Here is a 21,197-nt window from a genome sequence, read left to right as displayed (position 1 = left end):
GGTCAGGTGTTGGCGGCCAGTATGGAAAGCACTTCGGCGCCGGTGCGAAGCTGCGCGCCGCGGTTGCTCATGTCTTGCAAGAACGCCTGGTGCTGCGCCTCGAAGCCGGCCACGGGGCTCATGCAGTCGGTGACCAGCACCAGCTTGGCGGGCCTGCCCGAAGGCAGGTTGGCGGCAATGTGCTCGGTGGTGGCCTTCACGCAATGGCTGCTGGCTTCACCGGCAATGACGATCAGGTCGGCGCGGTCGAGCGATTCGACCAGCGGCATGTTGAGCAGGGTGGCGGGGTCGTCCGCATCCGGCACTTCGGCCTGGATCGCGCTGTAGTGCTCGGTCCAGGGGTTGCTGCCCTTGCCGACCTTTTCCACCACGCGCAGCTGTGCATCCTCCCAGGCGTTGTAGGCGTCCTTGACGGCCGCGTGCACGTTGTGGCCCCAACTGCCGATTTCGCAATGCACCGGCCATACCATCAGCGTGTAGCGCCCCCGGCGCTCGAGCTCGTGGATGTAGGCCAGCGCCCGGGGCAGGGCAGCGGGGTCGCGCGGGCGGTAGTCGCCGGCGCTTACCTGTGCCGCCGTAATCGACGTAAAAGGCGGCACATCGGCGCCATCGCGCGTCTGCCAGAACGTGGGATGCGCAATGTCGAACCTGTGGTGTGAATCCAGCGTGATGGTGATGCCGCCGATGCCGCCCGAACCTTCGCGGATGAGCTGAGCCACCCTCAGCATGTCGGCGTGGGCGCCCGCGACCGGCAGCGCCGGCTGCAATTGCGCGCCGGTGGACGGATCAGCCGGAAGCCAGCTGGCCGGAAGATCGCAGAAGTCGTTTTGCGGATCGATCAGGAGAAGTTGGATGTTCTGCTTCATGGTGTTCTCGGTTTAGTTGTACTGTACAACTATATGGGTTGTATAGTACAACTTACTCGGAAGAAGTCAAGCACCGGGCTCCGCAGAGTCTCGCGGGCTGAATGTGCGGGGGAACAGGGCCGCCTGGGACCGGTCGCGCAGGCGATAGCCCATGGCCGGCCGGCCGAAGGTACCTTCCACGGTGCCGGCTTCCTCCATGAAACCGGCGTCGAGCATGCGCTTGCGGAACGCGCTCTTGTCGACCGGGCGGCCCAGCACCACTTCGTAGGTGTGCTGCAGCTGCGGCAGCGTGAAGGGTTCGTTCAGGAGAAAGGCGGGAAGCGAGGTGTATTCCACCTTGCTGCGCAGGCGGGCGATGGCGGCCTCCAGGATTTCGGCGTGATCGAAAGCCAGGCGCTTGCGGGCGGCCGCAGCGGCGTCGATCCACTCGACTTGCGCGGCATTCGCCCCTTTCTCAAGCACGAGGTCCTGGCTGGGCATGAGCGCGAAGAACGCATGGGTGGTCGACCAGCCCCGGGGGTCGCGGCCCGCATCGCCCCAACTGCCAAGTTGCTCCAGGTACGGCGCGGAAACGCCGGTCTTTTCCCGCAGCTTGCGCAAGGCGCAGTCGAGCAGGGTGGCGTCCTTGTTGACATCGATGAACCCTCCGGGCAAGGCCCAGCGGCCCGGAAAAGGATCGTCGGTATCGCTCGGGCGGCGTACCAGAACGACCTTCAGTGCATCTTCCAGTACGGTGAAGATGACCACGTCGACGGTGACCAGCGGCCTGGGAAATTTCAGCTCGGCCTGCGCGTTGGATGGTTTCAAGGCTCGGCATCCTTTCAATATGGTTGCACTGTGCAACTCTAAAGGAAGAAATGGAAATAACAACACCATCCCGGCGGGTTAATCTGTCGCCATGGATTCCCTGATTGCCGCCTCCGCCCGAGCCCTTGCCGCCGGCGACGCGCTCGGCGCCCTCAAGCGGGTTGCCTTGCGCGACGATCCGCCTGCGTTGGCGCTGCGCGGCATTGCCATGGCGCAGCTTGGCGAGCATCCGCGTGCGCGCGAGCTCCTGCGGCGGGCCGCCCGAGGCTTTGGCGCCCACGAGGAATTGGCGCGCGCCCGCTGCGTGGTCGCCGAGGCCGAGGTGGCGCTGGCCATGCGTGATCTCGGTGGCTCGCCGCGCTCGCTCGCGGCCGCGGCGGCCACGCTCGAGGCGCATGCCGATCACGGCAACGCATTGCAGGCGCGGCTGATTGCGGCGCGCAAGCTCTTGCTGCTCGGCCGGCTCGACGAGGCCGCGGCTGCGCTGGCGCCGCTCGATGCGCGCGGCCTGCCGCCCTCGCTGGCGGCGGTGGCCGAGCTGACCGCGGCCGAGCTGGCGTTGCGATCGCTGCGCACCGGGCCGGCGCAGGCGGCGCTTGCTCGCGCGCACGATGCGGCCGAGCGTGCACAGGTGCCGGCGCTCCTGGCCGAGGTGGCAGAGGCGCGGGCCGCGCTCGACCGTCCCGCCGCGCGGCGCCTCTCCGCCGGGGGCGAGCAGACGCTGCGCCTGGACGAGGTCGCGGCGCTCCTGGCCTCGGACGCGCTGGTGATCGATGCCTGCCGCCGCGGGGTGGGGGCGGGCGAGGCATGGCGGCCGCTGGCGCGCCGGCCGGTACTGTTCGCGTTGGCGCGCGCGCTGGCCGAGGCGTGGCCCGGCGACGTCGATCGCGAAGGCCTGATTGCCTACGCCTTCAACACCCGCCACCCCGACGAGACGCTTCGCGCGCGCCTGCGGGTCGAGATCGGCCGCTTGCGCGCACTCGTGGCGCCGTTGGCCGGCATCGAGGCTACTTCGCGAGGTTTCGTCCTCAAGGCGCACGGCGAGCGCGAAGTCGTCGTGCTGGCACCGCCCATCGACGGTGACCAGGCGTCGGTGGTGGCGCTGCTCTCCGACGGGGCGGCCTGGTCGACCTCGGCACTGGCACTGGCCCTGGGAGCCAGCCAGCGCACCGTTCAGCGTGCGCTCGCCGAGCTGGAGGCCGCCGGGCGCGTGCGCGCCATCGGGCGGGCGCGGGCACAGCGTTGGCTTGCGCCGCCGCTGACTGGATTCACGACGATCTTGTTACTCCCCGCGGCGCTGCCGATTGAATAGAGTTGTCTCCAAGGCCCCGATCCGGGGCGCAAACAAGGAGCAGCGATGAGCAACAGCAGCAACAAGACAAGCAAGGGCAAAACCCAGGTCACGGCAAGTGCGGCCGAAATCGTCCGCGAGTACGGCCCCTTGGCCGGCGAGGCGAGCGTGGGCGGCGTGACCCACGACGGCCAGCGTGTCTGGGCCGCCACGCGCGACGGGCTGATCGCCTTCGATCCCGCGAGCGGCGAGACGACGCGCACGCTGGCTTGCGCCGGTGACGCCGGCACCGCCTTCGACGGCACTCATCTCTATCAGATCACCGAGGCGCGCATCGACAAGATCGATCCGGTCACGGGCACGGTGGTGGCATCGATTCCCGCGCCCGGCAACGGCAGCGACTCGGGGCTCACCTGGGCTGAGGGCAGCCTGTGGGTGGGGCAGTACCGCGACCGCAAGATCCGCCAGATCGACCCGGCGACCGGCGCCGTCTTGCGCACCATCGAGTCCAACCGCTTCGTCACCGGCGTGACCTGGGTCGACGGCGAGCTGTGGCACGGCACCTGGGAGGGTGACGAGAGCGAACTGCGCCGCATCGACCCCGAAGACGGCGCCGTGCTCGAGCGGCTGGAAATGCCGCACGGCACCGGCGTGAGCGGGCTCGAATCCGACGGGGCCGACCTCTTCTATTGCGGCGGCGGAGGCAGCGGAAAAGTCCGCGCCGTGCGGCGCCCGAAGGCGGCCGCCAGGTCCTGACCGTGCCGCTCTCTCCGAAACGATTCATCGAGCCAAGGAGCTGAACACCATGAACACCGCCATTGCCGAAGCCAGCACCGTGAACCATGCCGTCGTGTCCAAAGACCGATGGCTTGCCCAGCGCAAGGCGCTGCTGGCCCGCGAAAAGGAACTGACGCGCCTGCGCGACCAGATCGCCCGCGAGCGCCGCGCCTTGCCCTGGACGCGCGTCGAGAAGAACTACACCTTCGACACGGCCGAGGGCCCGCGCGCGCTCGCCAATCTGTTCGAAGGCCGCCGCCAGCTGCTGGTGCAGCACTTCATGCTCGGCCCCGATTGGGAGCAGGGCTGCCCGAGCTGCTCCTACATGGCCGACCACATCGGCGGGATGCAGGTGCACCTCGAACACCGCGACGTCACGCTGCTGGTCGTCTCCCGCGCGCCCCTGGACCAGATCGAGCGCTTTCGCCAGCGCATGGGCTGGGAGTTCAAATGGGTGTCGGCGCATGGCAGCGATTTCAATTACGACTTCGGCGTCAGCTTCAAGTCGCAGGAGTGGGCCGAGGGCAGGGGCGAGGTCTACTACAACTACAGCGTGCGGCCGTTCCCGGCAGAGGAAGCGCCCGGCATCAGCGTGTTCTACAAGGACGACGCAGGCGAGATCTTCCACACCTACTCGACCTACGAGCGCGGCGTCGAAGTGATGATGGGCACATACAACCTGCTCGATCTCACCCCCAAGGGCCGCGACGAGCACAACGCGGTCTACACCATGGACTGGGTGCGGCACCACGACCGCTACCAGCCGGCGCCGGCCGCAAAGCCGGCAGCAGCCCACGCGTGCTGCCATCCGTCGAACTGACCGGCAACTAGGCTGACCGCGAAGGCATGCCGTGGAAAACCTCTGGTCGTGGTTGGTGGTGGCGGGTGTCGGCGCCCTTCACGGCCTGAACCCTGCCACCGGCTGGATGTGGGCCGCCGCCTGGGGCGTGCGGTCGAAAGACCGGCGCCAGGCGCTGCGGGCCTTGGTGCCCATCGCGGTCGGGCATGCCGCGTCGGTTGCGCTGGTGGCGGCCGCGGTCGCGTTCGGCATGTCGATGGACCGCGTGGTGATGCAAGTGGTGGCGGGCTGCCTGGTCGTCGTTTTTTCAGTGCTGCACTTCTCGGGCCGCACACCCAAGGCGGTGCGCGCGCCGGCCGGGCATGCAGGGGTGGCGCTCTGGTCTTTCATGATGGCCACCGCGCACGGCGCCGGGTTGATGCTGGTACCTGCGCTCATTCCGCTGTGCATGGGCGAGACGGCCGCGCGGGAGGCGGGCGCATCGGGTTCGCTGATGCTGGCGCTTGCGGCGGTTGGCGTTCACGCGGCGGCAATGCTTGTTGTCACCGCGCTCGTCGCCAGCGGGGTGTGCCGCGGGTTGAAAGTCATACTTTCGAACTCCTGACGCGCGGCGAAAACGAGCAAGAAGGTACAGACTCGCGCATCTGGTTGCATATTGGCCGTGCCGTGACAGCTGGTTGCAAGCTTGGCTCAGTGTTTTCCTCAGAGAACGATGGCTCGAAACTCGCTAGAGTGAAGGCGGCCGTTCAGGCTTTTGCTTCGCACACATCAAGGAAAATTTCATGAGCAAGAAAGTTGCATATGTCACCGGAGGCATGGGTGGCATCGGAACTGCCATCTGCCAGCGTCTGCATAAAGACGGGTTCACTGTCGTCGCAGGCTGCGGCCCCACGCGCGACCATGCCAAATGGCTGGCCGAGCAGAAGGCCCAGGGCTTCGAGTTCCACGCGTCGGTCGGCAATGTCGGCGACTGGCAATCCACGGTCGAAGCGTTTTCCGCCGCCAAGGCGGCACACGGTCCCATCGACGTGCTCGTCAACAACGCCGGCATCACGCGGGACCGCATGTTCCTGAAGATGACGCCCGAAGACTGGAGCGCGGTGATCGAGACCAACCTCAACAGCATGTTCAACGTCACCAAGCAGGTGGTGGGCGACATGGTCGAGAAGGGTTGGGGCCGCATCATCAACATCAGCTCGGTCAACGGCGCCAAGGGCCAGGCGGGGCAGACCAACTACTCGGCGGCCAAGGCCGGCATGCACGGTTTCACGATGGCGCTGGCGCAAGAGCTGGCGAACAAGGGCGTCACGGTCAACACAGTGAGCCCGGGCTATATCGGCACCGACATGGTGAAAGCCATCCGCCAGGAAGTGCTCGACAAGATCGTGGCCACCATCCCGGTCAAGCGCCTGGGCGAGCCGAGCGAAATTGCCTCCATCATCTCGTGGCTCGCCACGGACGAAGGCGGCTACTCCACCGGGGCTGATTTCTCGGTCAACGGCGGGCTCCACATGCACTAAGCATGCTGACTGGCACCTGATCGAAAGACCCGTTTCGGCGGGTTTTTTTGTTTCCAGCGATGTGGCTTCTACGAATGGAAAGCCGCGAGAACGGCCATAAAGTTTCCCTCCCCTTGGAGGCAACGACATGGCAGACACAACAACCACACCGACCCAGAAACTTCCTCTCTACCGCTCCCTTTACGTTCAGGTGATCACCGCGGTGGTCATCGGCGTGCTGCTCGGGCACTTCTATCCCGCGATAGGCGAGGCCATGAAGCCGCTCGGCGACGGCTTCATCAAGCTCATCAAGATGATCATCGCGCCAATCATCTTCTGCACGGTGGTGGTCGGCATCGCCGGCATGGAAGACATGAAGAAGGTCGGCAAGACCGGCGGCCTGGCGCTCTTGTACTTCGAAATCGTGAGCACCATCGCGCTCGTGGTCGGGCTGCTGCTGGTCAACGTGCTGAAACCCGGCGCGGGCATGAACATCGACCCGGCTTCGCTCGACACCAAGTCGATTGCCGCCTACACCGGTCCAGGCAAGATGACCGGCACGGTCGACTTTCTGCTGAACGTCATCCCCAGCACAGTGGTCGACGCCTTCGCCAAGGGCGAAATCCTGCAGGTGCTGCTCATTGCGGTGCTGTTCGGCTTTGCGCTGCACCGCTTCGGCGGGCGCGGCACGCTGGTGTTCGACGTGATCGAGAAGGGCTCGCACGTGCTCTTCGTGATCGTCGGCTATATCATGAAGCTTGCGCCCATCGGCGCTTTCGGTGCCATGGCCTTCACCATCGGCAAGTACGGCCTGGGCAGCCTGTTCTCGCTCGGCAAGCTGATGGGCACGTTCTACCTGACCTGCCTGCTGTTCATTTTTGTAGTGCTGGGGCTCATTGCGCGCTTTCACGGCTTCAGCATCTGGAAGTTCATCAAGTACATCAAGGAAGAACTGCTGATCGTGCTGGGCACTTCGTCCTCCGAATCGGTGCTGCCGCGCATGATGGAGAAGATGGAAAACCTGGGTGCCAACAAGGCCTGCGTGGGCCTGGTGATTCCCACCGGCTACTCGTTCAACCTCGATGGCACCTCCATCTACCTGACGATGGCGGCGGTGTTCATTGCGCAGGCCACCAACACGCCGATGACGCTGACCCAGGAGATCACGCTGCTGGCCGTGCTGCTGCTGACCTCGAAGGGCGCGGCGGGCGTGACCGGCAGCGGCTTCATCGTGCTGGCTGCCACGCTGTCGGCCGTGGGCCATGTGCCGGTGGCCGGCCTGGCGCTGATTCTGGGCATCGACCGCTTCATGTCCGAGGCGCGCGCGCTGACCAACCTGATCGGCAACGGCGTGGCCACCATCGTGGTGGCCAAGTGGACCAACGAGCTCGACGAAACCCGGTTGCAGGCCGGGCTCAACAACGAGAACTGGGTCGAGTCCCAGGAGCCGGAAGTGCTCGAGGGCGCCCGCGTCAGCAAGATGGCCGACTGAGAGCCGATCAAGGGCCGATCAAGGTCGCTCAAGGGGCCATCAGCAGCCGAGTGAAATAGAAGGCCGGCATTCGTTCCTGCAAAATGGAGCGATGCCCCACAGCGTTTCCCTGATCAACACCATTGCCGCCGGCCTCGGGCTGGCGCTTGTGTTCGGTTTTCTCGCGGTGCGATTGCGGCTGCCCGCGTTGGTGGGCTACCTGCTGGCGGGCGTGATCATCGGGCCCTTCACGCCGGGTTTCGTGGCCGACGGGAGCATTGCGGCGCAGCTGGCTGAAATCGGCGTGATGCTGCTGATGTTCGGCGTGGGCCTGCATTTTTCGCTCGACGACCTGTTGGCGGTGCGCAAGATCGCCTTGCCGGGGGCATTGGCGCAGATTGCGGTGGCCACGCTGCTCGGCGGCGCGCTGGCGCTCTGGTGGGGATGGTCCTGGGGCGAAGCGCTGGTCTTCGGGCTGGCCCTGTCGGTGGCGAGCACGGTCGTGCTGCTGCGGGCGCTCGAAAGCCTGGGCATTCTCGACTCGTTCACGGGCCGCATCGCCGTGGGTTGGCTGGTGGTCGAAGACCTGGCCATGGTGCTGGTCCTCGTGCTGATGCCGCCGCTCGCGGGGGCCCTGGGCGGTCGAAGCGGCGAGGCTGCAGGTTCCGCAGACCCGTTGTGGCAGACGCTCGGGCTCACGCTCCTGCAGGTCGGCGGCTTCGTGGCGCTGATGCTCGTGGTCGGGAGGCGGGCCTTCCCCTGGATTCTCTGGCAGGTCACGCGCACCGGCTCGCGCGAGCTGTTCACGCTGTGCGTGATAGCGGCGGCCGTCAGCATCGCCTTTGCGTCGGCGGCACTGTTCGGCGTGTCGTTTGCGCTCGGTGCTTTCTTCGCCGGCATGGTCATGCGCGAATCGGAGTTCAGCCACCGCGCGGCGCAAGAGTCGCTGCCGCTGCGCGATGCGTTCGCGGTGCTGTTCTTTGTGTCGGTGGGCATGCTCTTCGACCCTTCGGTGCTTATCGAGCGTCCCTTGCAGGTGCTGGCGGTGGTGGGCGTGATCGTGCTGGGCAAGTCGCTCGCCGCGTGTGCGCTGGTGCTTGTGTTTCGCTACCCGCTGGGCACCGCGCTCACCGTGAGCGCGAGCCTCGCGCAGATCGGGGAGTTCTCGTTCATTCTGGCGGGGCTCGGCGTATCGCTCGGTGTGCTGCCGGTCGAAGGCCAGAGCCTGATCCTGGCCGGCGCGCTGATTTCCATTGCCACCAATCCGCTGTGGTTCAGCCTGATCGCGCCATTGCAAAAATGGCTGTATGCCCGTTTCCCCTTGGCGCGGGAGCTCGAATCGCACGACCATCCGCTGGCCGAACTGCCGACCACCACCGAGGCCAGGTACCTGTCCAGGCAGGTCGTGCTGGTTGGCTATGGCCGCGTCGGGCGCCGCATTGCGGCCGAGCTCGAGGCGAACGACATTCCCTACGTGGTGGCCGAGCAGAACCGAGAGCTGGTCGAGAAGCTGCGCGAGGCCGGCATTGCGGCGGTGTGGGGCGATGCGGCCGAGCCGGCCGTGCTGGTTCAGGCGCACATTGCACGTGCCCGCGTGCTGGTGGTCGCAACTCCGGACGCCATGAACGTGCGCCAGATGATGGAAATTGCGCGCACGCTCAATCCGGCGATCGAGACCGTGATCCGCAGCCACAACGAAGACGAAGCGCGCCTGCTCACGCAGGAAACGGCGGCAACTGTCTTCCTGGGCGAGCAGGAACTGGCGCAGGCCATGGCCCGCGACGTGGTGCGGCGAGCCGTGGCGGCGGTGTGAACCGCCATCCAGGAACGCTTCAGAGGTCTTCGATGACCAGCGTGCGATAGCGCTGCGCGATCGAATAGGGCACGGTGCGCACGACCTCCATCAGGTGGTTGGCAGCGTCTTCGTTCTTGGTCCTGACCAGCAGGCCGGTGTGGCCTTCGCGCGCCAGGTGGGTGTAGGCGCGCACAGTGGCCGCTTCGGTGCCGGCCGATGGCAGCGGGTCGTCAGATTCCCTCACGGTGGGTGAGATCTCCGCCAGGACCGTTGCCGCGGGAATCAGGTAGATCTCGTCGCCGCTCACGCCTTTCTCCAGCAGGCGATGGCCGATGCGGTTGGCGTCTTCCGCGCTCGGAAACATCACCATCGAATAGCCTGTGGGGTAGAAGGCGCCGCCGATGCTCGACCGCATGCGGGGCTCTAGGACGAAGTGCTTCATGATGCTGCCTCCTGGGGTAGTGCAGTTCTTTGGTCACCACACTAGGCTTTTGGCGGGCCGTGTGCTGTAGGCCTGCTCCTATATTTCCGCAGGTTGGTTCGGGATTCTTTGCGAACCGCTCCGGCAGGCTCCTGTACACTTGCCCTCCCATGTCGTGCCATTTCTTCCCCACCACCGTCTGCGCCGCCTCCATGGCCCGCATGATGCCGCCTGCCTTTGCGCGGGCGAATGGGGCATTGGTTGCACGAATGATTACCACCATTACCACCGCGGCCACCTGAGCACGCGCAGGTGGCCGTTTCGGCAGCCACCTGGTGTATCGCTCTTCTTCTCCGAATGATTGAAACCCAGCTCTGGCAGCTGGGTTTTTGTTTTTTTGTCCGGAGATTTCCATGTACCGCGATCCAGTTCAGTCTCTCGAACCCCTGCCCAGCCGCCACGCGGCCGTCCGCGCGCTGCGCGTGGGCATGATCGGCATCGGCACCGTCGGCGCGGGCACGTTTCGCGTGCTGGCCCGCAACCAGGCTGAAATCGCAGGCCGCGCCGGCCGGCCCATCGAGGTGGTGATGGTCGCGGCACGCAACCTGGCACGCGCGGCCGGCATCGTGGGCGAGAACATTCCGCTCACGGACGACCCGCTGCAAGTTGCCACGCACCCCGATGTCGATGTGGTGGTGGAAGTGGCCGGCGGCACAGGCCCCGCACGCGACTGGGTGCTGGCTGCCATTGCACACGGCAAGCATGTGGTCTCGGCCAACAAGGCCCTGCTGGCCGTGCACGGCGCCGAAATTTTCGCGGCTGCACGGGAGCATGGCGTGGCTGTCGCCTACGAAGGCGCCGTGGCGGTGAGCATTCCCATCATCAAGGCGCTGCGCGAGGGCCTCACGGCCAACCGCATCGAGTGGGTGGCCGGCATCATCAACGGCACCACCAACTTCATCCTGAGCAAGATGAAGGACGAAGGCCTGGACTTCGCCGCCGCGCTCGCGCAGGCCCAGGCGCTAGGCTATGCCGAGGCCGACCCGGCCTTCGACATCGAGGGCATCGACGCCGCGCACAAGCTCACGCTGCTGGCCGCGAATGCGTTCGGCACCCCGGTGCGCTTCGCCGACGTGCAGGTGGAAGGCATCACCGCCTTGCAGCGGGCGGACGTGGCCTGTGCCGAGCAGATGGGCTACCGCATCAAGCTGCTGGGCGTGGCGCGAAGAAGTGAGGAGGGCATGGAGCTGCGTGTGCAGCCCGCGCTGGTGCCCGCGTCGCACCTCATGGCGCATGTGAACGGCTCGATGAACGGCATCATGGTCAAGGGCGATGCCGCGGGCGTGACGATGTACTACGGCGCGGGTGCCGGGTCGGAGCAGACTGCATCGGCGGTCATTGCCGACCTGGTGGACGTGGCACGGCTGGCCGGCACCACCGCTGCACAGCGCGTGCCGCACCTTGGCTTTCATGCGCATGCAATGAATGCCTTGCCGGTGCTTCCTCGCGCTGCCGTGTGTTCCCCGCACTACCTGCGCGTGCCCGTGCATGTTGCCAGCGGCATCGAGGCGGTGGCGAGCTGGCTCGCGGGCCGGCAACTGCCGGTTCGGCAAGTGACGCTGGCCGCCGGACAGCCCGGTATCGGCCCGCAAGTACTGGTGCTGACGCACGCGGTGCGGCAAGCCGAGATGGACCTGGCACTGCACGCGCTGCAAGCGCACCCGGCGGTAGCGGGCGCGGTGACCTCGCTCCGGATAGAGGAACTGGCGTGAGGCCTTTCTCTCCAACCTGAGACAGAATGCGCCCCAACGCGGGCGCTTGTACCCGCAACTGCAACGGGAGTCGCAATGGATTTCGATTGGCTCGGTAGCCCTCAAGAGTGCGACGGGAGCCGCGCGTGAAACCTTGGCTCCTGACTGTTGCGTTGACCCTGGCAACCCCTGTCTTCGCACAACCGTCGGAGCCGGCGAAGCAAGCGGAAGGGGCGTCTTGCCAGGCGGAAGAAGCCGCACTCGAGCGTGACATGGACCTGGCTCGCTCAAGGGGCCAGATGCTGCGCCGCCGACAACTCGCCGAGACCTTGGCGTCGCTGCGCACGCGCTGCCAGGCATCGGAGTCGCCGCAGAGCCGCGCGGCCCGCATCGAGAAGCTCGAGAAGGAAATCCGCGCGCTTCGCTCGGAACTCGAACACGCCGAAGAGCAACTGCGCGACCTGAGAAAAGAACGGCCATGACAGCCGGCGCCAGCAAGCTATTGCTATAGCCGCGGCAGCTGCATGCGCACTCGCCGCGCCGCTTCTTCCTCGCGCGCATCATCCACCTCGCGCAGCACGTTGCCCAGGTCGACCGGGCCGGTATCGCGCACGTGCGTGCCGGTCAGCACCGATTCGACGCGCAGCAGGCCGCGCTCGTACAGGTGCCAGATCTCGTCGCCGTAGTGCGTGCCCAGGAGCTCCGGCGCAAACTGGCCGAAGAAGTTGCGCAGGTTCTCCACGTCGCGCAGCAGCATGCGCTTGGCGTGGTTGTTGCCCGCCGCATCCACCGCCTGCGGCAGGTCGATGACCACCGGGCCGTCGGCCGCCAGCAGCACGTTGAACTCCGACAGGTCGCCGTGCACGACGCCCGCGCACAGCATGCGCACCACCTCTTTCAACAGGCTGGCATGGTGCTGCACCGCTTCCTCTGGCGTAAAGGCCACGTCGTTGAGCCGCGGCGCCGCGTCGCCGTTGGCGTCGGTCACCAGCTCCATCAGCAACACGCCTTCGAGGAAGTTGTAGGGCACGGGAACGCGCACCCCGGCCGCCGCCAGGCGATAGAGCGCGTCGACCTCGGCGCTCTGCCAGATGGCCTCGGTCACCTGGCGGCCGAAGCGCGTGCCCTTGGCCATGGCGCGCGTCTCGCGCGAGTTGCGCACGCGGCGGTTCTCGGTGTAGTCCACGGCCTGGCGAAAGCTGCGCTTGTCGGCTTCCTTGTAGACCTTGGCACAGCGCGTTTCGTCGCCGCAGCGCACCACGTAGACCATGGCTTCCTTGCCACTCATCAGCTGGCGTACCACCGTGTCGATAAGGCCTTCGTCGACCAGCGACTGCAGTCGTGGTGGTGCTTTCATTGATACCGCTCCGTCGGTTCCAGCGGGCGGGTCGAGAGGAAGGCCCTCAGGCTTTCCGGGCCGATCTGGTAGACCGCATCATGCCTGTGCGCCGCAAAGCCCAGCCGGCGGTTGATGGAGAGCATGGGACGTTGACCTCGGCGTTGTGGGTAACGGCCATCGCGGCCCTGCGAACGCAGGCCCGGTTTTTTGCTTTGGGCGTGCCGGAGGAGCAACGGCTGAGCTAAGGTTGCCGGTCCGGATCAGCGGATCAAGCAAGGACCGAAATGAACAACAAGCACAAGCTCGCCGTGTTCCTCCTCGGCTGCGCATTGGCCGTGTGCGCCTCCGCACAGGAATGGCCGGCGAAGCCCGTGCGCGTGATCGTTCCCGCACCGGCTGGCAGTTCGCTCGACCTCATCGCCCGTACGCTGGCCGATCGGCTACGCACGATGTGGAAGCAGCCCATCGTGATCGAGACCAAGCCCGGAGCGGGCGGCCTGATCGGCATGGATGCGGTGGCCAAGGCGCCGAACGACGGCTACACACTCGGCATCGGGTTCAACGGGCCCATCGCCTTCGGCCCTTACATGTACAGCCGCATGCCTTATGCGCCCGCGCGCGACCTGATGCCGATCGTGCTCACGACTTCGCAGCCCAACGTGCTGGCGGTGCAGGCCGGCAATCCCGCGAACACGTTACCGGAGTTCGTGGCGTGGGCGAAGAAGCAGGGCAACGGGTTCAGCTATGCGTCGGTGGGGGCGGGGAGTTCGTCGCATCTCACGATGGAGCTGTTTCGCAGCACCGCCGGCATCGAGGCGGTGCACGTGCCTTACGCGGGCTCGCCACCGGCGGGGCTTTCGGTGGCGGCGGGCGATACGCAGGCGCTGTTCACGGTTGCGCCGGCGCTGCTGCCGCTCATCCAGGGCAAGCGCATCAAACTGCTCGCGGTCACGAGCGCGAAGCGCTCCGAGCTGATGAAAGACTTGCCCACGGTGGCCGAGTCCGGCTATCCGGGTTTCGAGGCGCTGGCCTGGAACGGCTTGTTCACCGCGAGCGGCACGCCGCCCGAGGTGGTTCGCCGGATCAATGCCGATGTGAACACCGTGCTGCAGGAGCCGGCCGTGCGCGCGCTGCTGGCCAACCAGGGGCTTGTGGTTGGCGGCGGCTCGCCCGACGAATTCAGGTCCTTCATCGACAGCGAGGGCCGCAAATGGGGCGCCATCATTGCCAAGGTCGGCATCCGGCTCGACCAATGACGCCTCCGCCTTGTTGGGGCATGTAATCCGAAATTCAGATCAATTGATCCGAATTTTCGATTTTACGGATGACGGCGGCCTGCCTAAAGTGCGCTCCAATGAACGCCATTGCATCGCCTCCACTGCTGATCGGCTGCGCGGCCGGCTTTTCCGGCGACCGCACCGACGCGGCCGGACCGGTGGTCGATACGCTGATCGCGCGGCTCGCAAGCGGCCCGGCGGGGCAACGCGCCTTCCTGATCTTCGAAACGCTGGCCGAGCGTACGCTCGCGCTTGCCCAACTGCGCCGCCGCGACAACCCCGATGCCGGCTACGAGCCATTGCTCGATGCCATGCTGCGGCCCGTGCTGGCGCGCTGCCTTGCGCACGGCATTCGCATCGTGAGCAACTTCGGCGCCGCCAACCCGCGCGCCGCGGCGCGCCACATTGCCCGCATGGCGCGCGAACTCGGAGCTGCCGCGCCGCGCATCGCGGTGGTAGAGGGAGACGACCTCTCCGGTTCCGAATACCGCCCGCTGCTGCATGAAACGCTCGGCGTTCAGATGGAGGGCCTTCGCATCGTCAGCGCCAACGCCTACATCGGCGCAGAGCCGATTGCCGCAGCGCTCGACGCTGGCGCGGAAATCGTGGTGTGCGGCCGCGTGGCCGACCCCTCACTCACCGTCGGCCCCGCCATGTCCCACTTCGGCTGGCGCACCGACGACTGGCACCGGCTGGGCCGCGCCACCATGGCCGGCCACTTGCTCGAATGCGGTGCACAAGTCTGCGGCGGCTACTTCGCCGACCCTGGCTACAAGGATGTGCCGGGCCTCGAAGCGGTGGGCTTCCCCATTGCGGAGATCGATGCCGACGGCCACTGCACCATCGGCAAGGCCCACGGAACCGGCGGGCTCGTGAACGCAGCCACCGTGAAGGAGCAGTTGCTGTACGAGGTGCATGACCCGAGCGCCTACCTCACGCCCGATGTGGTGGCCGACATTGCCGAAGCCGCGGTGGAGCAGCAGCCGGGCGTCGCGAATCGCGTGGCGCTGTCGGGCGTGCGCGGCCATACGCGGCCGAGCCATTACAAGGTGAATGTCTGCCATGAAGGCGGCTGGCTCGCCGAGGGAGAAATTTCGTATGCGGGCCCACGCGCAGAAGCGCGCGCACGGCTCGCGGCGGACGTGCTGCGCAAGCGGCTCGACGGCCTCGCGCTGCGCGTGGACCTGATCGGCGCGCTGAGCATTCTGGGTGACGATGCCGGCCGCATGCTCGAGGACACCCCCGACTTGGGCCTGCGCGACGTGCGCCTGCGCGTCGCGGCCACGCATGCGGACCGCGCGCAAGCCGAGCGCCTCACGCGCGAAGTCATGGCGCTCTACACCTGCGGACCCGCGGGCGGCGGCGGCGTGCGCACGGCACTCACGCCGCGGCTCAACACCTTGTCCTGCCTGCTGCCGCGCGAAGCGGTGGCGGTGCGCTTCGAACTGCTTGGCGCGGAGGCTTTGGCATGAACACGGCGGCAGACATCATCGAAGTACCGCTTTACCGCGCCGCCCATGGGCGCACCGGCGACAAGGGCGACCGCTCCAACATCAGCGTGATTGCCTGGCACGCGGATCTCTATCCGCTGCTGGCCGAACAGCTCACACCCGAGAGCGTGTCGGCGCAGTTCCGCCACCGCGCGCCCGCACGGGTGCAGCGCTTCCTCTTGCCCAGGTTGCATGCAATGAACTTCGTGCTCGACGCGGTGCTCGACGGCGGCGTCAACGATGCGCTGAACCTCGACGCGCACGGCAAGGCGCTGTCGTTCCTCTTGCTCGACATGCCCATTCGCGTGCCGCGCACGCTCGTGCCGTTGCTGGCGGGGCCGTAGCAGCAGCCTTTCTTTTTCCCTTACCCATCCATCCGGAGACAAAAAAATGAAACGACGTTCCCTGACCCTTTCGGCCGCCGCCCTGGCCCTGGCGCCGCTGCTGGTCCAGGCGCAGCAGGCCTTCCCAGAAAAGCCCATCACCTTCGTCGTGCCGTTCGCGGCCGGCACGGCCACCGACCAGATCGCGCGTGCGCTGGGCAACAGCATTACCGCGGAGACCAAGCAGCCCGTCGTCATCGACAACAAGGCGGGGGCCAGCGGTTTTATCGCTTCGCAGCAGGCGGCCAAGGCGGCGGCCGACGGCTACACCGTGCTGATCACCACCAACACCACGCATGCCGCCAACGAGCACCTGTTCAAGAAGCTGCCCTATGACCCGGTGAAGGACTACGCGCCCATTACCGCGCTGGGCAAAGGCGGGCAGATCATGGTGGTGAGCCCGTCGTTCCCGGCCAAGAGCGTGGCCGAATTCGTGGCGCTCGCCAAGAAGGAGCCGGGCAAATACAGCTTCGGCAGCGGCAGTTCGTCGAGCCGCATGGCGGGCGAGCTGCTGCAGCAGATGGCCGACATCAAACTGCTGCATGTGCCCTACAAGAGCAACACGCTGGCCGTTACCGATCTGTTGGGCGGGCAGATCCACATGATGATCACCGACGCGGCCACGGGCCTGCCGCAGGTCAAGGGCGGCAAGCTGCGCGCGCTGGGCGTTTCGAGCGCCGCGCGTTCGCCGCTTGCGCCCGACGTGCCCACCATTTCCGAAGCCGGCGTGAAGGGCTACGAAATGGGCTACTGGTTCGCGGCCTATGCACCCGCGAAGACGCCGCCGGCCGTGGTCAAGCGGCTCAACGAGCTGCTGGTGAAGGCCGCGAAGAGCGAATCCGCGAAGACCGCCTTCTACGAACCCACGGGCACCGAGGTGTTCACCACCTCGCCTGAGGAGCTTGCCAAGTTCCAGACGGCGGAGTCGCAGAAGTGGGGCCGCATCGTGAAGGCCGCCGGTATCGAGGCCGAGTAGTCCAGTAGTCGATCGGCCGGGTAGTCGGGTAGGGCAGCGGCAATCCGGCGCCGCCCTAACGCGCGTTCTTCTTCGGCGCGGTGTGCACCGCGAAGCCCGATTCGCCCGGTGAGATTTCGTCGCGCAGGGTCAGGGCGGGAATCTCATAGTCGCCGAAGTTCTGCGGACGGAACGGAATCGGGTCCGTCGTCCACAGGGTGTCGAGCCGGCGGCCCAGTTCTTCGGTGATCTGCGTGTAGGCGGGTGCGTCGACCTTGCCGGTGCGGTAGACCACGAAGGGCGGCAGCACGTCGAAGCCCGGGTAGTAGAGGATGCCGTGGTGGATGGGAAACAGCAGGTCGTCCATCGGCCCGTTGATGCCTCGCGGGCTGTAGTGCGTGTCCCAGCCGCCGGTCGTGACCACGAGCATGGCACGCTTGCCGACCATCACCCCCTGGCCGAAGCGGTCACCCCAATGCCTGTCGGAGTGCTCGCCCACGCCATAGGCAAAACCATAGGCGTAGACGCGATCGACCCAGCCCTTCAGGATGGCGGGCATGGTGTACCACCACAGCGGAAACTGGAAGATCACGGCATCGGCCCATTGCAGCTTGGCCTGCTCGGCCGCGACTTCATCGCGCTGGGTCCCGGCCTCGAAGGCGCGCTGGGAGTCGGCTATCGGATCGAAGTAGGCGCCCGGATCGATGTGTTCAAAGTCATCGGCAGCCAGCGTCGGCTTCCATTGCATCGCGTACAGGTCGGACACGCGCACTTCATGTCCGGACTGCACAAGGCGTTCCACCATGAATTGCTTGAGCGAACCGTTGAGCGAACGGGCTTCGGGGTGGGCATGAACAAGAAGAATTTTCACGGCAGCATGTTTCATTGAATGAAGATGCATGCAGGTTAGGGAGCATCGAGCTATATTGGAAATGAATATTCAAAATTCATGGAATAGTGGTGAACAATTTCAACCGGCTCGATCTCAATCTTCTGCTCACGCTCGATGTGCTGCTGGCCGAGCGCAGCGTGACCCGCGCCGCCGAGCGACTGAACCTGTCGCAGCCTTCGGTGAGCGTGCAGCTCGCCAAGCTGCGCGAGGTATTCAACGACCCGCTGCTGGTGCCCGCGCAACGCGGCATGCGACCCACCGCGCGCGCGGACGAGCTGCGTGAGCCGCTGCGCGAAGCGCTGGAATCATTGGGCCGTGCGGTGGCGCCCACAAAACCTTTCGATCCCGCGGAAGCAACCACCATCTGGCGCGTGGCCGCGGCCGACTATGCCGAGTCGGCGATCCTGCTGCCGGTCCTCGCCGGACTGCGCACCGCCGCGCCGAACACCCGGCTGGCCGTGGTGGAGGCGGTGCCATCACGCATGGCGCGGCAGCTGGAGCAGGGGGAGATCGATTTGTTCTTTCACACCAGCGTGGGCGCGCCGTCCGGGCTGCACCGGCGCGTGCTTTTCAACGAGCGCTACGTGCTGGCCGGGCGGGCCGGCCATCCGCGGCTGAAACGCCGGCCCACGCTCGCGCAGTTCTGCGCGCTGGAGCACGTGGTGGTGTCGCTGGGTGGCGGCGGCTTCGTCGGGCCCACTGACGAGGCGCTGGCGGAGAATGGCCTCACGCGGCGCGTGGCGCTCTCAGTGCCGCATTTCCTTTTCATGATGTCGGTGCTGGCCGGCACAGACATGGTCGCGATGCTGCCCGAGCGGCTGGCGCGTGGCGCGCCGGGGCTGCGCGTGGTGGAGGCGCCGCTGGAGGTGCCGGGGTATGAGATGGCCATGCTCTGGCATGAGCGGCGGCATCGCGATCCGGCGCATAGGTGGCTGCGGGAGCAGATTGCGGCGAGCTTGTAGATGGCAGTCACCCGGTCTTGCGACAGAATCCCGGGTTGATGGGAGCTACATCCACATGTTCTTTTCTCGCAAACCGAAGCCGCCTCCTTCGAGGCTCATGCAACTCCACGAGTACCTCGACCTGCTCGAAGGAGGCACCGAGGATCACGCTGGAAGCGATGCGGTCAAACGCAATGCCGTGGAGCTTGCGCGAAGCCTTCGTGAGCCCCTGAAACTGGAGGCGTGGACGGCTCCCGAATTGGCGCGAGTCTTTGCCCGCCGCTCCAAGGCGCACGATGCACTGCTGGTTCATGTGCCGCTCGACATCAGGGATTGCTTCTTCATCGCCATCTTCAGGAACGGTGCGTCCACCGCACAGGAGTACCTTCTTTTCGATATCGGCGCGGAATACCAACAGCCCATGCTCGATTGCCCCGAGTTCGGCGTGGCGGAGCCTGCGGACGAAGCCAACATCCGTCACTGGGTTCCGTTGCTTCAAGACAAGCCGTCTGCATTCGCGGTTATTGAACGGCGCGGGGGAACCTACATGCAGGTGTTCGCCGATCACAAGGGATTTCATCTGGAGCACCAGCTGGTTACCACTGGGGCGCACTACCGCAGTCCCGAGCCCATCAGCGCTGATGAAGCCGTCGATACCCTGGTGTCCTATGCGTGCGAGAAGTACGAGTGGGCCCGCAAACCGTGGGAGCAGCTCGAACTGTAGGCTGCGCGGAATACCTCAGCACCCAGTTGAGCGCTGAACAACCCGTTGCCCGAGGCGAAGGCCCGACGAGGCGAAGCACGTAGGACACGCCGGCCCGCCCGCATCCGCAACGGCATAGACCGTCCGTCGAATGCACAACCGCCATCGCCCGGCCTAGCATCCGGAGCGTTGCCGCTCTCCCCGACGCTCCGATGAAACAGCTCGCCTTCTTCGCTGCCACGGCTTTGCTTTGCCTGGCTGCCTCGGCCGCCGCGCCCGAGAAAGACCATCCGCTCGTCGGCCGCTACGAAGGCGCGGTGCTGGACGGTACCAAGGTCACGGCCTACGACGAGGTCGGGCTGATCAAGGAGCCGTTCCAGAACTGGGGCGGCGGCAAGCCCGAGCTGCTGAAGCTCGAAGGCAAGGTCTCGCTCTATCACTACAAGCTGCCCGGCGAGCGTTCGCTGCTCGAGGTGCAGCGCAACTACGAGGCCAGCCTGAAGGCCAAGGGCTTCGAGGTGCTGTTCACCTGCGGCACGGCCAACGCCTCTTGCTACAAGCCGCGGCCCAACAGCGTAAACACCACCACGCCGTACGACTTTGCATTGGCGTTCGACGATCCCGAGTGGCCCCGGCTCGGCAGCCGCGGCGACTACGTGCGCAACTACTTTTCGGTGAGCGGCCGTTATCTGCTCGCGAAGAAGGCCGGGCCCACAGGCACCGTCTACGCCAGCATCGCGCTGGCCGAGCACAACGCCGAGGTCGGCAACCATGCCTTCGTGCGGGTGGTGGAGAGCAAGGCGATGGAGAGCGACAAGATCGTGTTCGTCGACGCCTCGGCCATGCAGAAGAGCCTGGCCGAGACGGGGCGCATCAACCTCTACGGCATTTTGTTCGACCTCGACAAGGACATCATCCGGCCCGAGTCGCAGCCTACGCTCGACGAGATGACCAAGCTCATGCGCAGCAATCCGCCGCTGAAGCTCTCGGTGGTGGGCCACACCGACGCGCAGGGCGATGCGAAGCACAACGACGACCTGTCGAAGCGGCGAGCGCTCGCGGTAATCGCCGCGCTGGTGAAGGCCGGCGTAGACCCGCGCCGCTTCACCACCCGTGGTGCCGGTGCGGCCGAACCGGTCGCGCCGAACGACAACGAGGCGGGCCGCGCGAAGAACCGGCGGGTCGAGCTGATCAGGCTCTGAACCCGGGCAAGGGAGGGGGAGGGCGCGCCGTCAGATGAGCGGCACGCTCGTTTCCTTCAGCACGCGCAGGACGAAGTGCGACTTGCTGTGGCGTATGCCGGGAATCTTGTAGAGCTTTTCGCGCAACAGCCGCTCGTAGTCGCGCGTGTCGCGCACCGCGATGCGGATGTAGTAGTCGTAGTCGCCCGACACCAGGTAGGCCTCCTGGATCTCGGGAATGGTCGCGAGCACGCGGCCGAAGTCGTACAGGGTTTCGTCGGTGTGGCTCTCGAGCGTGACCTGAACGATGACCGAGTCGTGATAGCCGAGCTTGGCCGGGTCGACGTCGATGGTGTAGCGCTTGATCACGCCGGTGGCTTCCAGCTTCTTGATGCGCGTCCAGCAACTGGTGGGCGAGAGACCGACCTCGTTGCCGATGTCCTGCAGCGTCTTGCGCGAGTCGAGCAGCAGCACCCGCAAGATCGCCAGATCGGTCTTGTCGAAAGATCCTTCTTCATTTCCGCCTGTTTGACGATTGATTTTCATGATTTGAGCCAAA

General features: G+C 66.0%; 23 protein-coding genes. 16 read left to right on the top strand and 7 right to left on the bottom strand.

What is annotated here, in order from left to right:
- Window positions 1-2 precede the first annotated feature (2 nt).
- Together ABIC94_RS18540 and ABIC94_RS18535 are read right to left on the bottom strand one after the other, a co-directional pair.
- Window positions 3-866: a cysteine hydrolase family protein gene (locus ABIC94_RS18540; RefSeq protein WP_354374457.1), complete on the bottom strand. Its 864-nt coding sequence runs from the start codon at window positions 864-866 to the stop codon at window positions 3-5.
- 66 nt (window positions 867-932) lie between these two features.
- Window positions 933-1,673 (bottom strand): NUDIX hydrolase, encoded by a 741-nt coding sequence (locus ABIC94_RS18535; RefSeq protein WP_354374456.1) that lies wholly within the window; start codon window positions 1,671-1,673, stop codon window positions 933-935.
- 91 nt (window positions 1,674-1,764) lie between these two features.
- Here ABIC94_RS18535 and ABIC94_RS18530 point away from each other — a divergent pair, with 91 nt between their 5' ends.
- The 7 genes from ABIC94_RS18530 (at window position 1,765) to ybaL (ending at window position 9,323) form a co-directional block, all read left to right on the top strand.
- Entirely contained in the window at window positions 1,765-2,985 is a 1,221-nt protein-coding gene (locus ABIC94_RS18530) for a helix-turn-helix domain-containing protein (RefSeq protein WP_354374455.1), read from the top strand.
- Window positions 2,986-3,030: 45 nt separating this feature from the next.
- On the top strand, window positions 3,031-3,720 hold the full coding sequence (locus ABIC94_RS18525) for a Vgb family protein (protein ID WP_354374454.1): 690 nt from the start codon (window positions 3,031-3,033) through the stop codon (window positions 3,718-3,720).
- A 49-nt stretch (window positions 3,721-3,769) separates the two neighbouring features.
- Window positions 3,770-4,561, top strand: coding sequence for a DUF899 domain-containing protein (locus ABIC94_RS18520; protein WP_354374453.1), 792 nt, complete (start codon window positions 3,770-3,772; stop codon window positions 4,559-4,561).
- Window positions 4,562-4,592: 31 nt separating this feature from the next.
- Window positions 4,593-5,144, top strand: coding sequence for a hypothetical protein (locus ABIC94_RS18515; RefSeq protein WP_354374452.1), 552 nt, complete (start codon window positions 4,593-4,595; stop codon window positions 5,142-5,144).
- Between the two features lie 178 nt (window positions 5,145-5,322).
- A complete protein-coding gene (phbB, locus tag ABIC94_RS18510) occupies window positions 5,323-6,060 on the top strand; it encodes an acetoacetyl-CoA reductase (RefSeq protein ID WP_354374451.1) in 738 nt (245 codons plus the stop codon).
- Window positions 6,061-6,187: 127 nt separating this feature from the next.
- The gene (locus tag ABIC94_RS18505; protein ID WP_354374450.1) at window positions 6,188-7,531 is read left to right on the top strand and encodes a dicarboxylate/amino acid:cation symporter; all 1,344 of its coding nucleotides are present in this window, start codon (window positions 6,188-6,190) and stop codon (window positions 7,529-7,531) included.
- Window positions 7,532-7,622: 91 nt separating this feature from the next.
- A complete protein-coding gene (gene ybaL / locus ABIC94_RS18500) occupies window positions 7,623-9,323 on the top strand; it encodes a YbaL family putative K(+) efflux transporter (RefSeq protein WP_354374449.1) in 1,701 nt (566 codons plus the stop codon).
- 19 nt (window positions 9,324-9,342) lie between these two features.
- Here ybaL and ABIC94_RS18495 read toward each other — a convergent pair whose 3' ends face one another.
- The gene (locus ABIC94_RS18495) at window positions 9,343-9,747 is read right to left on the bottom strand and encodes a hypothetical protein (protein WP_354374448.1); all 405 of its coding nucleotides are present in this window, start codon (window positions 9,745-9,747) and stop codon (window positions 9,343-9,345) included.
- Between the two features lie 392 nt (window positions 9,748-10,139).
- On the opposite strand from ABIC94_RS18495, the gene ABIC94_RS18490 reads away from it, so the two are divergent.
- Window positions 10,140-11,498: a homoserine dehydrogenase gene (locus tag ABIC94_RS18490; RefSeq protein ID WP_354374447.1), complete on the top strand. Its 1,359-nt coding sequence runs from the start codon at window positions 10,140-10,142 to the stop codon at window positions 11,496-11,498.
- Between the two features lie 152 nt (window positions 11,499-11,650).
- Window positions 11,651-11,959, top strand: coding sequence for a DUF1090 family protein (locus tag ABIC94_RS18485; RefSeq protein ID WP_354374446.1), 309 nt, complete (start codon window positions 11,651-11,653; stop codon window positions 11,957-11,959).
- Window positions 11,960-11,982: 23 nt separating this feature from the next.
- On the opposite strand, the gene ABIC94_RS18480 is transcribed toward ABIC94_RS18485, so the two are convergent.
- Both ABIC94_RS18480 and ABIC94_RS18475 read right to left on the bottom strand, forming a co-directional pair.
- Window positions 11,983-12,834: a PA4780 family RIO1-like protein kinase gene (locus tag ABIC94_RS18480; RefSeq protein ID WP_354374445.1), complete on the bottom strand. Its 852-nt coding sequence runs from the start codon at window positions 12,832-12,834 to the stop codon at window positions 11,983-11,985.
- Window positions 12,831-12,959, bottom strand: a complete 129-nt coding sequence (locus ABIC94_RS18475; RefSeq protein WP_354374444.1) for a hypothetical protein — start codon at window positions 12,957-12,959, stop codon at window positions 12,831-12,833. Before ABIC94_RS18475 ends, ABIC94_RS18480 begins: the two co-directional genes overlap by 4 nt.
- A gap of 141 nt (window positions 12,960-13,100) precedes the next feature.
- On the opposite strand from ABIC94_RS18475, the gene ABIC94_RS18470 reads away from it, so the two are divergent.
- The 4 genes from ABIC94_RS18470 to ABIC94_RS18455 all read left to right on the top strand — a co-directional run bounded on the left by ABIC94_RS18470 (window position 13,101) and on the right by ABIC94_RS18455 (window position 16,942).
- Entirely contained in the window at window positions 13,101-14,072 is a 972-nt protein-coding gene (locus ABIC94_RS18470; protein ID WP_354374443.1) for a Bug family tripartite tricarboxylate transporter substrate binding protein, read from the top strand.
- 98 nt (window positions 14,073-14,170) lie between these two features.
- Window positions 14,171-15,565, top strand: coding sequence for an acyclic terpene utilization AtuA family protein (locus ABIC94_RS18465; RefSeq protein ID WP_354374442.1), 1,395 nt, complete (start codon window positions 14,171-14,173; stop codon window positions 15,563-15,565).
- Complete coding sequence (locus tag ABIC94_RS18460; protein ID WP_354374441.1) at window positions 15,562-15,927, top strand: AtuA-related protein; 366 nt, start codon at window positions 15,562-15,564, stop codon at window positions 15,925-15,927. Before ABIC94_RS18465 ends, ABIC94_RS18460 begins: the two co-directional genes overlap by 4 nt.
- A 46-nt stretch (window positions 15,928-15,973) precedes the next feature.
- Entirely contained in the window at window positions 15,974-16,942 is a 969-nt protein-coding gene (locus tag ABIC94_RS18455) for a Bug family tripartite tricarboxylate transporter substrate binding protein (protein WP_354374440.1), read from the top strand.
- Window positions 16,943-16,997: 55 nt separating this feature from the next.
- On the opposite strand, the gene ABIC94_RS18450 is transcribed toward ABIC94_RS18455, so the two are convergent.
- The gene (locus ABIC94_RS18450) at window positions 16,998-17,792 is read right to left on the bottom strand and encodes an NAD(P)H-dependent oxidoreductase (RefSeq protein ID WP_354374439.1); all 795 of its coding nucleotides are present in this window, start codon (window positions 17,790-17,792) and stop codon (window positions 16,998-17,000) included.
- Window positions 17,793-17,881: 89 nt separating this feature from the next.
- Here ABIC94_RS18450 and ABIC94_RS18445 point away from each other — a divergent pair, with 89 nt between their 5' ends.
- From ABIC94_RS18445 to ABIC94_RS18435, 3 genes are all read left to right on the top strand, one after another.
- Window positions 17,882-18,775: a LysR family transcriptional regulator gene (locus tag ABIC94_RS18445; protein WP_354374438.1), complete on the top strand. Its 894-nt coding sequence runs from the start codon at window positions 17,882-17,884 to the stop codon at window positions 18,773-18,775.
- Window positions 18,776-18,872: 97 nt separating this feature from the next.
- Window positions 18,873-19,478: a hypothetical protein gene (locus ABIC94_RS18440; protein WP_354374437.1), complete on the top strand. Its 606-nt coding sequence runs from the start codon at window positions 18,873-18,875 to the stop codon at window positions 19,476-19,478.
- Between the two features lie 191 nt (window positions 19,479-19,669).
- Window positions 19,670-20,659 carry an OmpA family protein gene (locus tag ABIC94_RS18435; RefSeq protein WP_354374436.1) on the top strand — a complete coding sequence of 330 codons (990 nt, stop codon included), beginning with the start codon at window positions 19,670-19,672 and terminating at the stop codon, window positions 20,657-20,659.
- Window positions 20,660-20,689: 30 nt separating this feature from the next.
- On the opposite strand, the gene ABIC94_RS18430 is transcribed toward ABIC94_RS18435, so the two are convergent.
- A complete protein-coding gene (locus ABIC94_RS18430; protein ID WP_354374435.1) occupies window positions 20,690-21,184 on the bottom strand; it encodes an Lrp/AsnC family transcriptional regulator in 495 nt (164 codons plus the stop codon).
- Window positions 21,185-21,197: the final 13 nt, after the last annotated feature.

The sequence above is a fragment of the Variovorax paradoxus genome (assembly GCF_040544635.1).
Classification (GTDB): domain Bacteria; phylum Pseudomonadota; class Gammaproteobacteria; order Burkholderiales; family Burkholderiaceae_C; genus Variovorax; species Variovorax paradoxus_R.
This window is presented reverse-complemented; position numbering and strand designations above follow the sequence as displayed.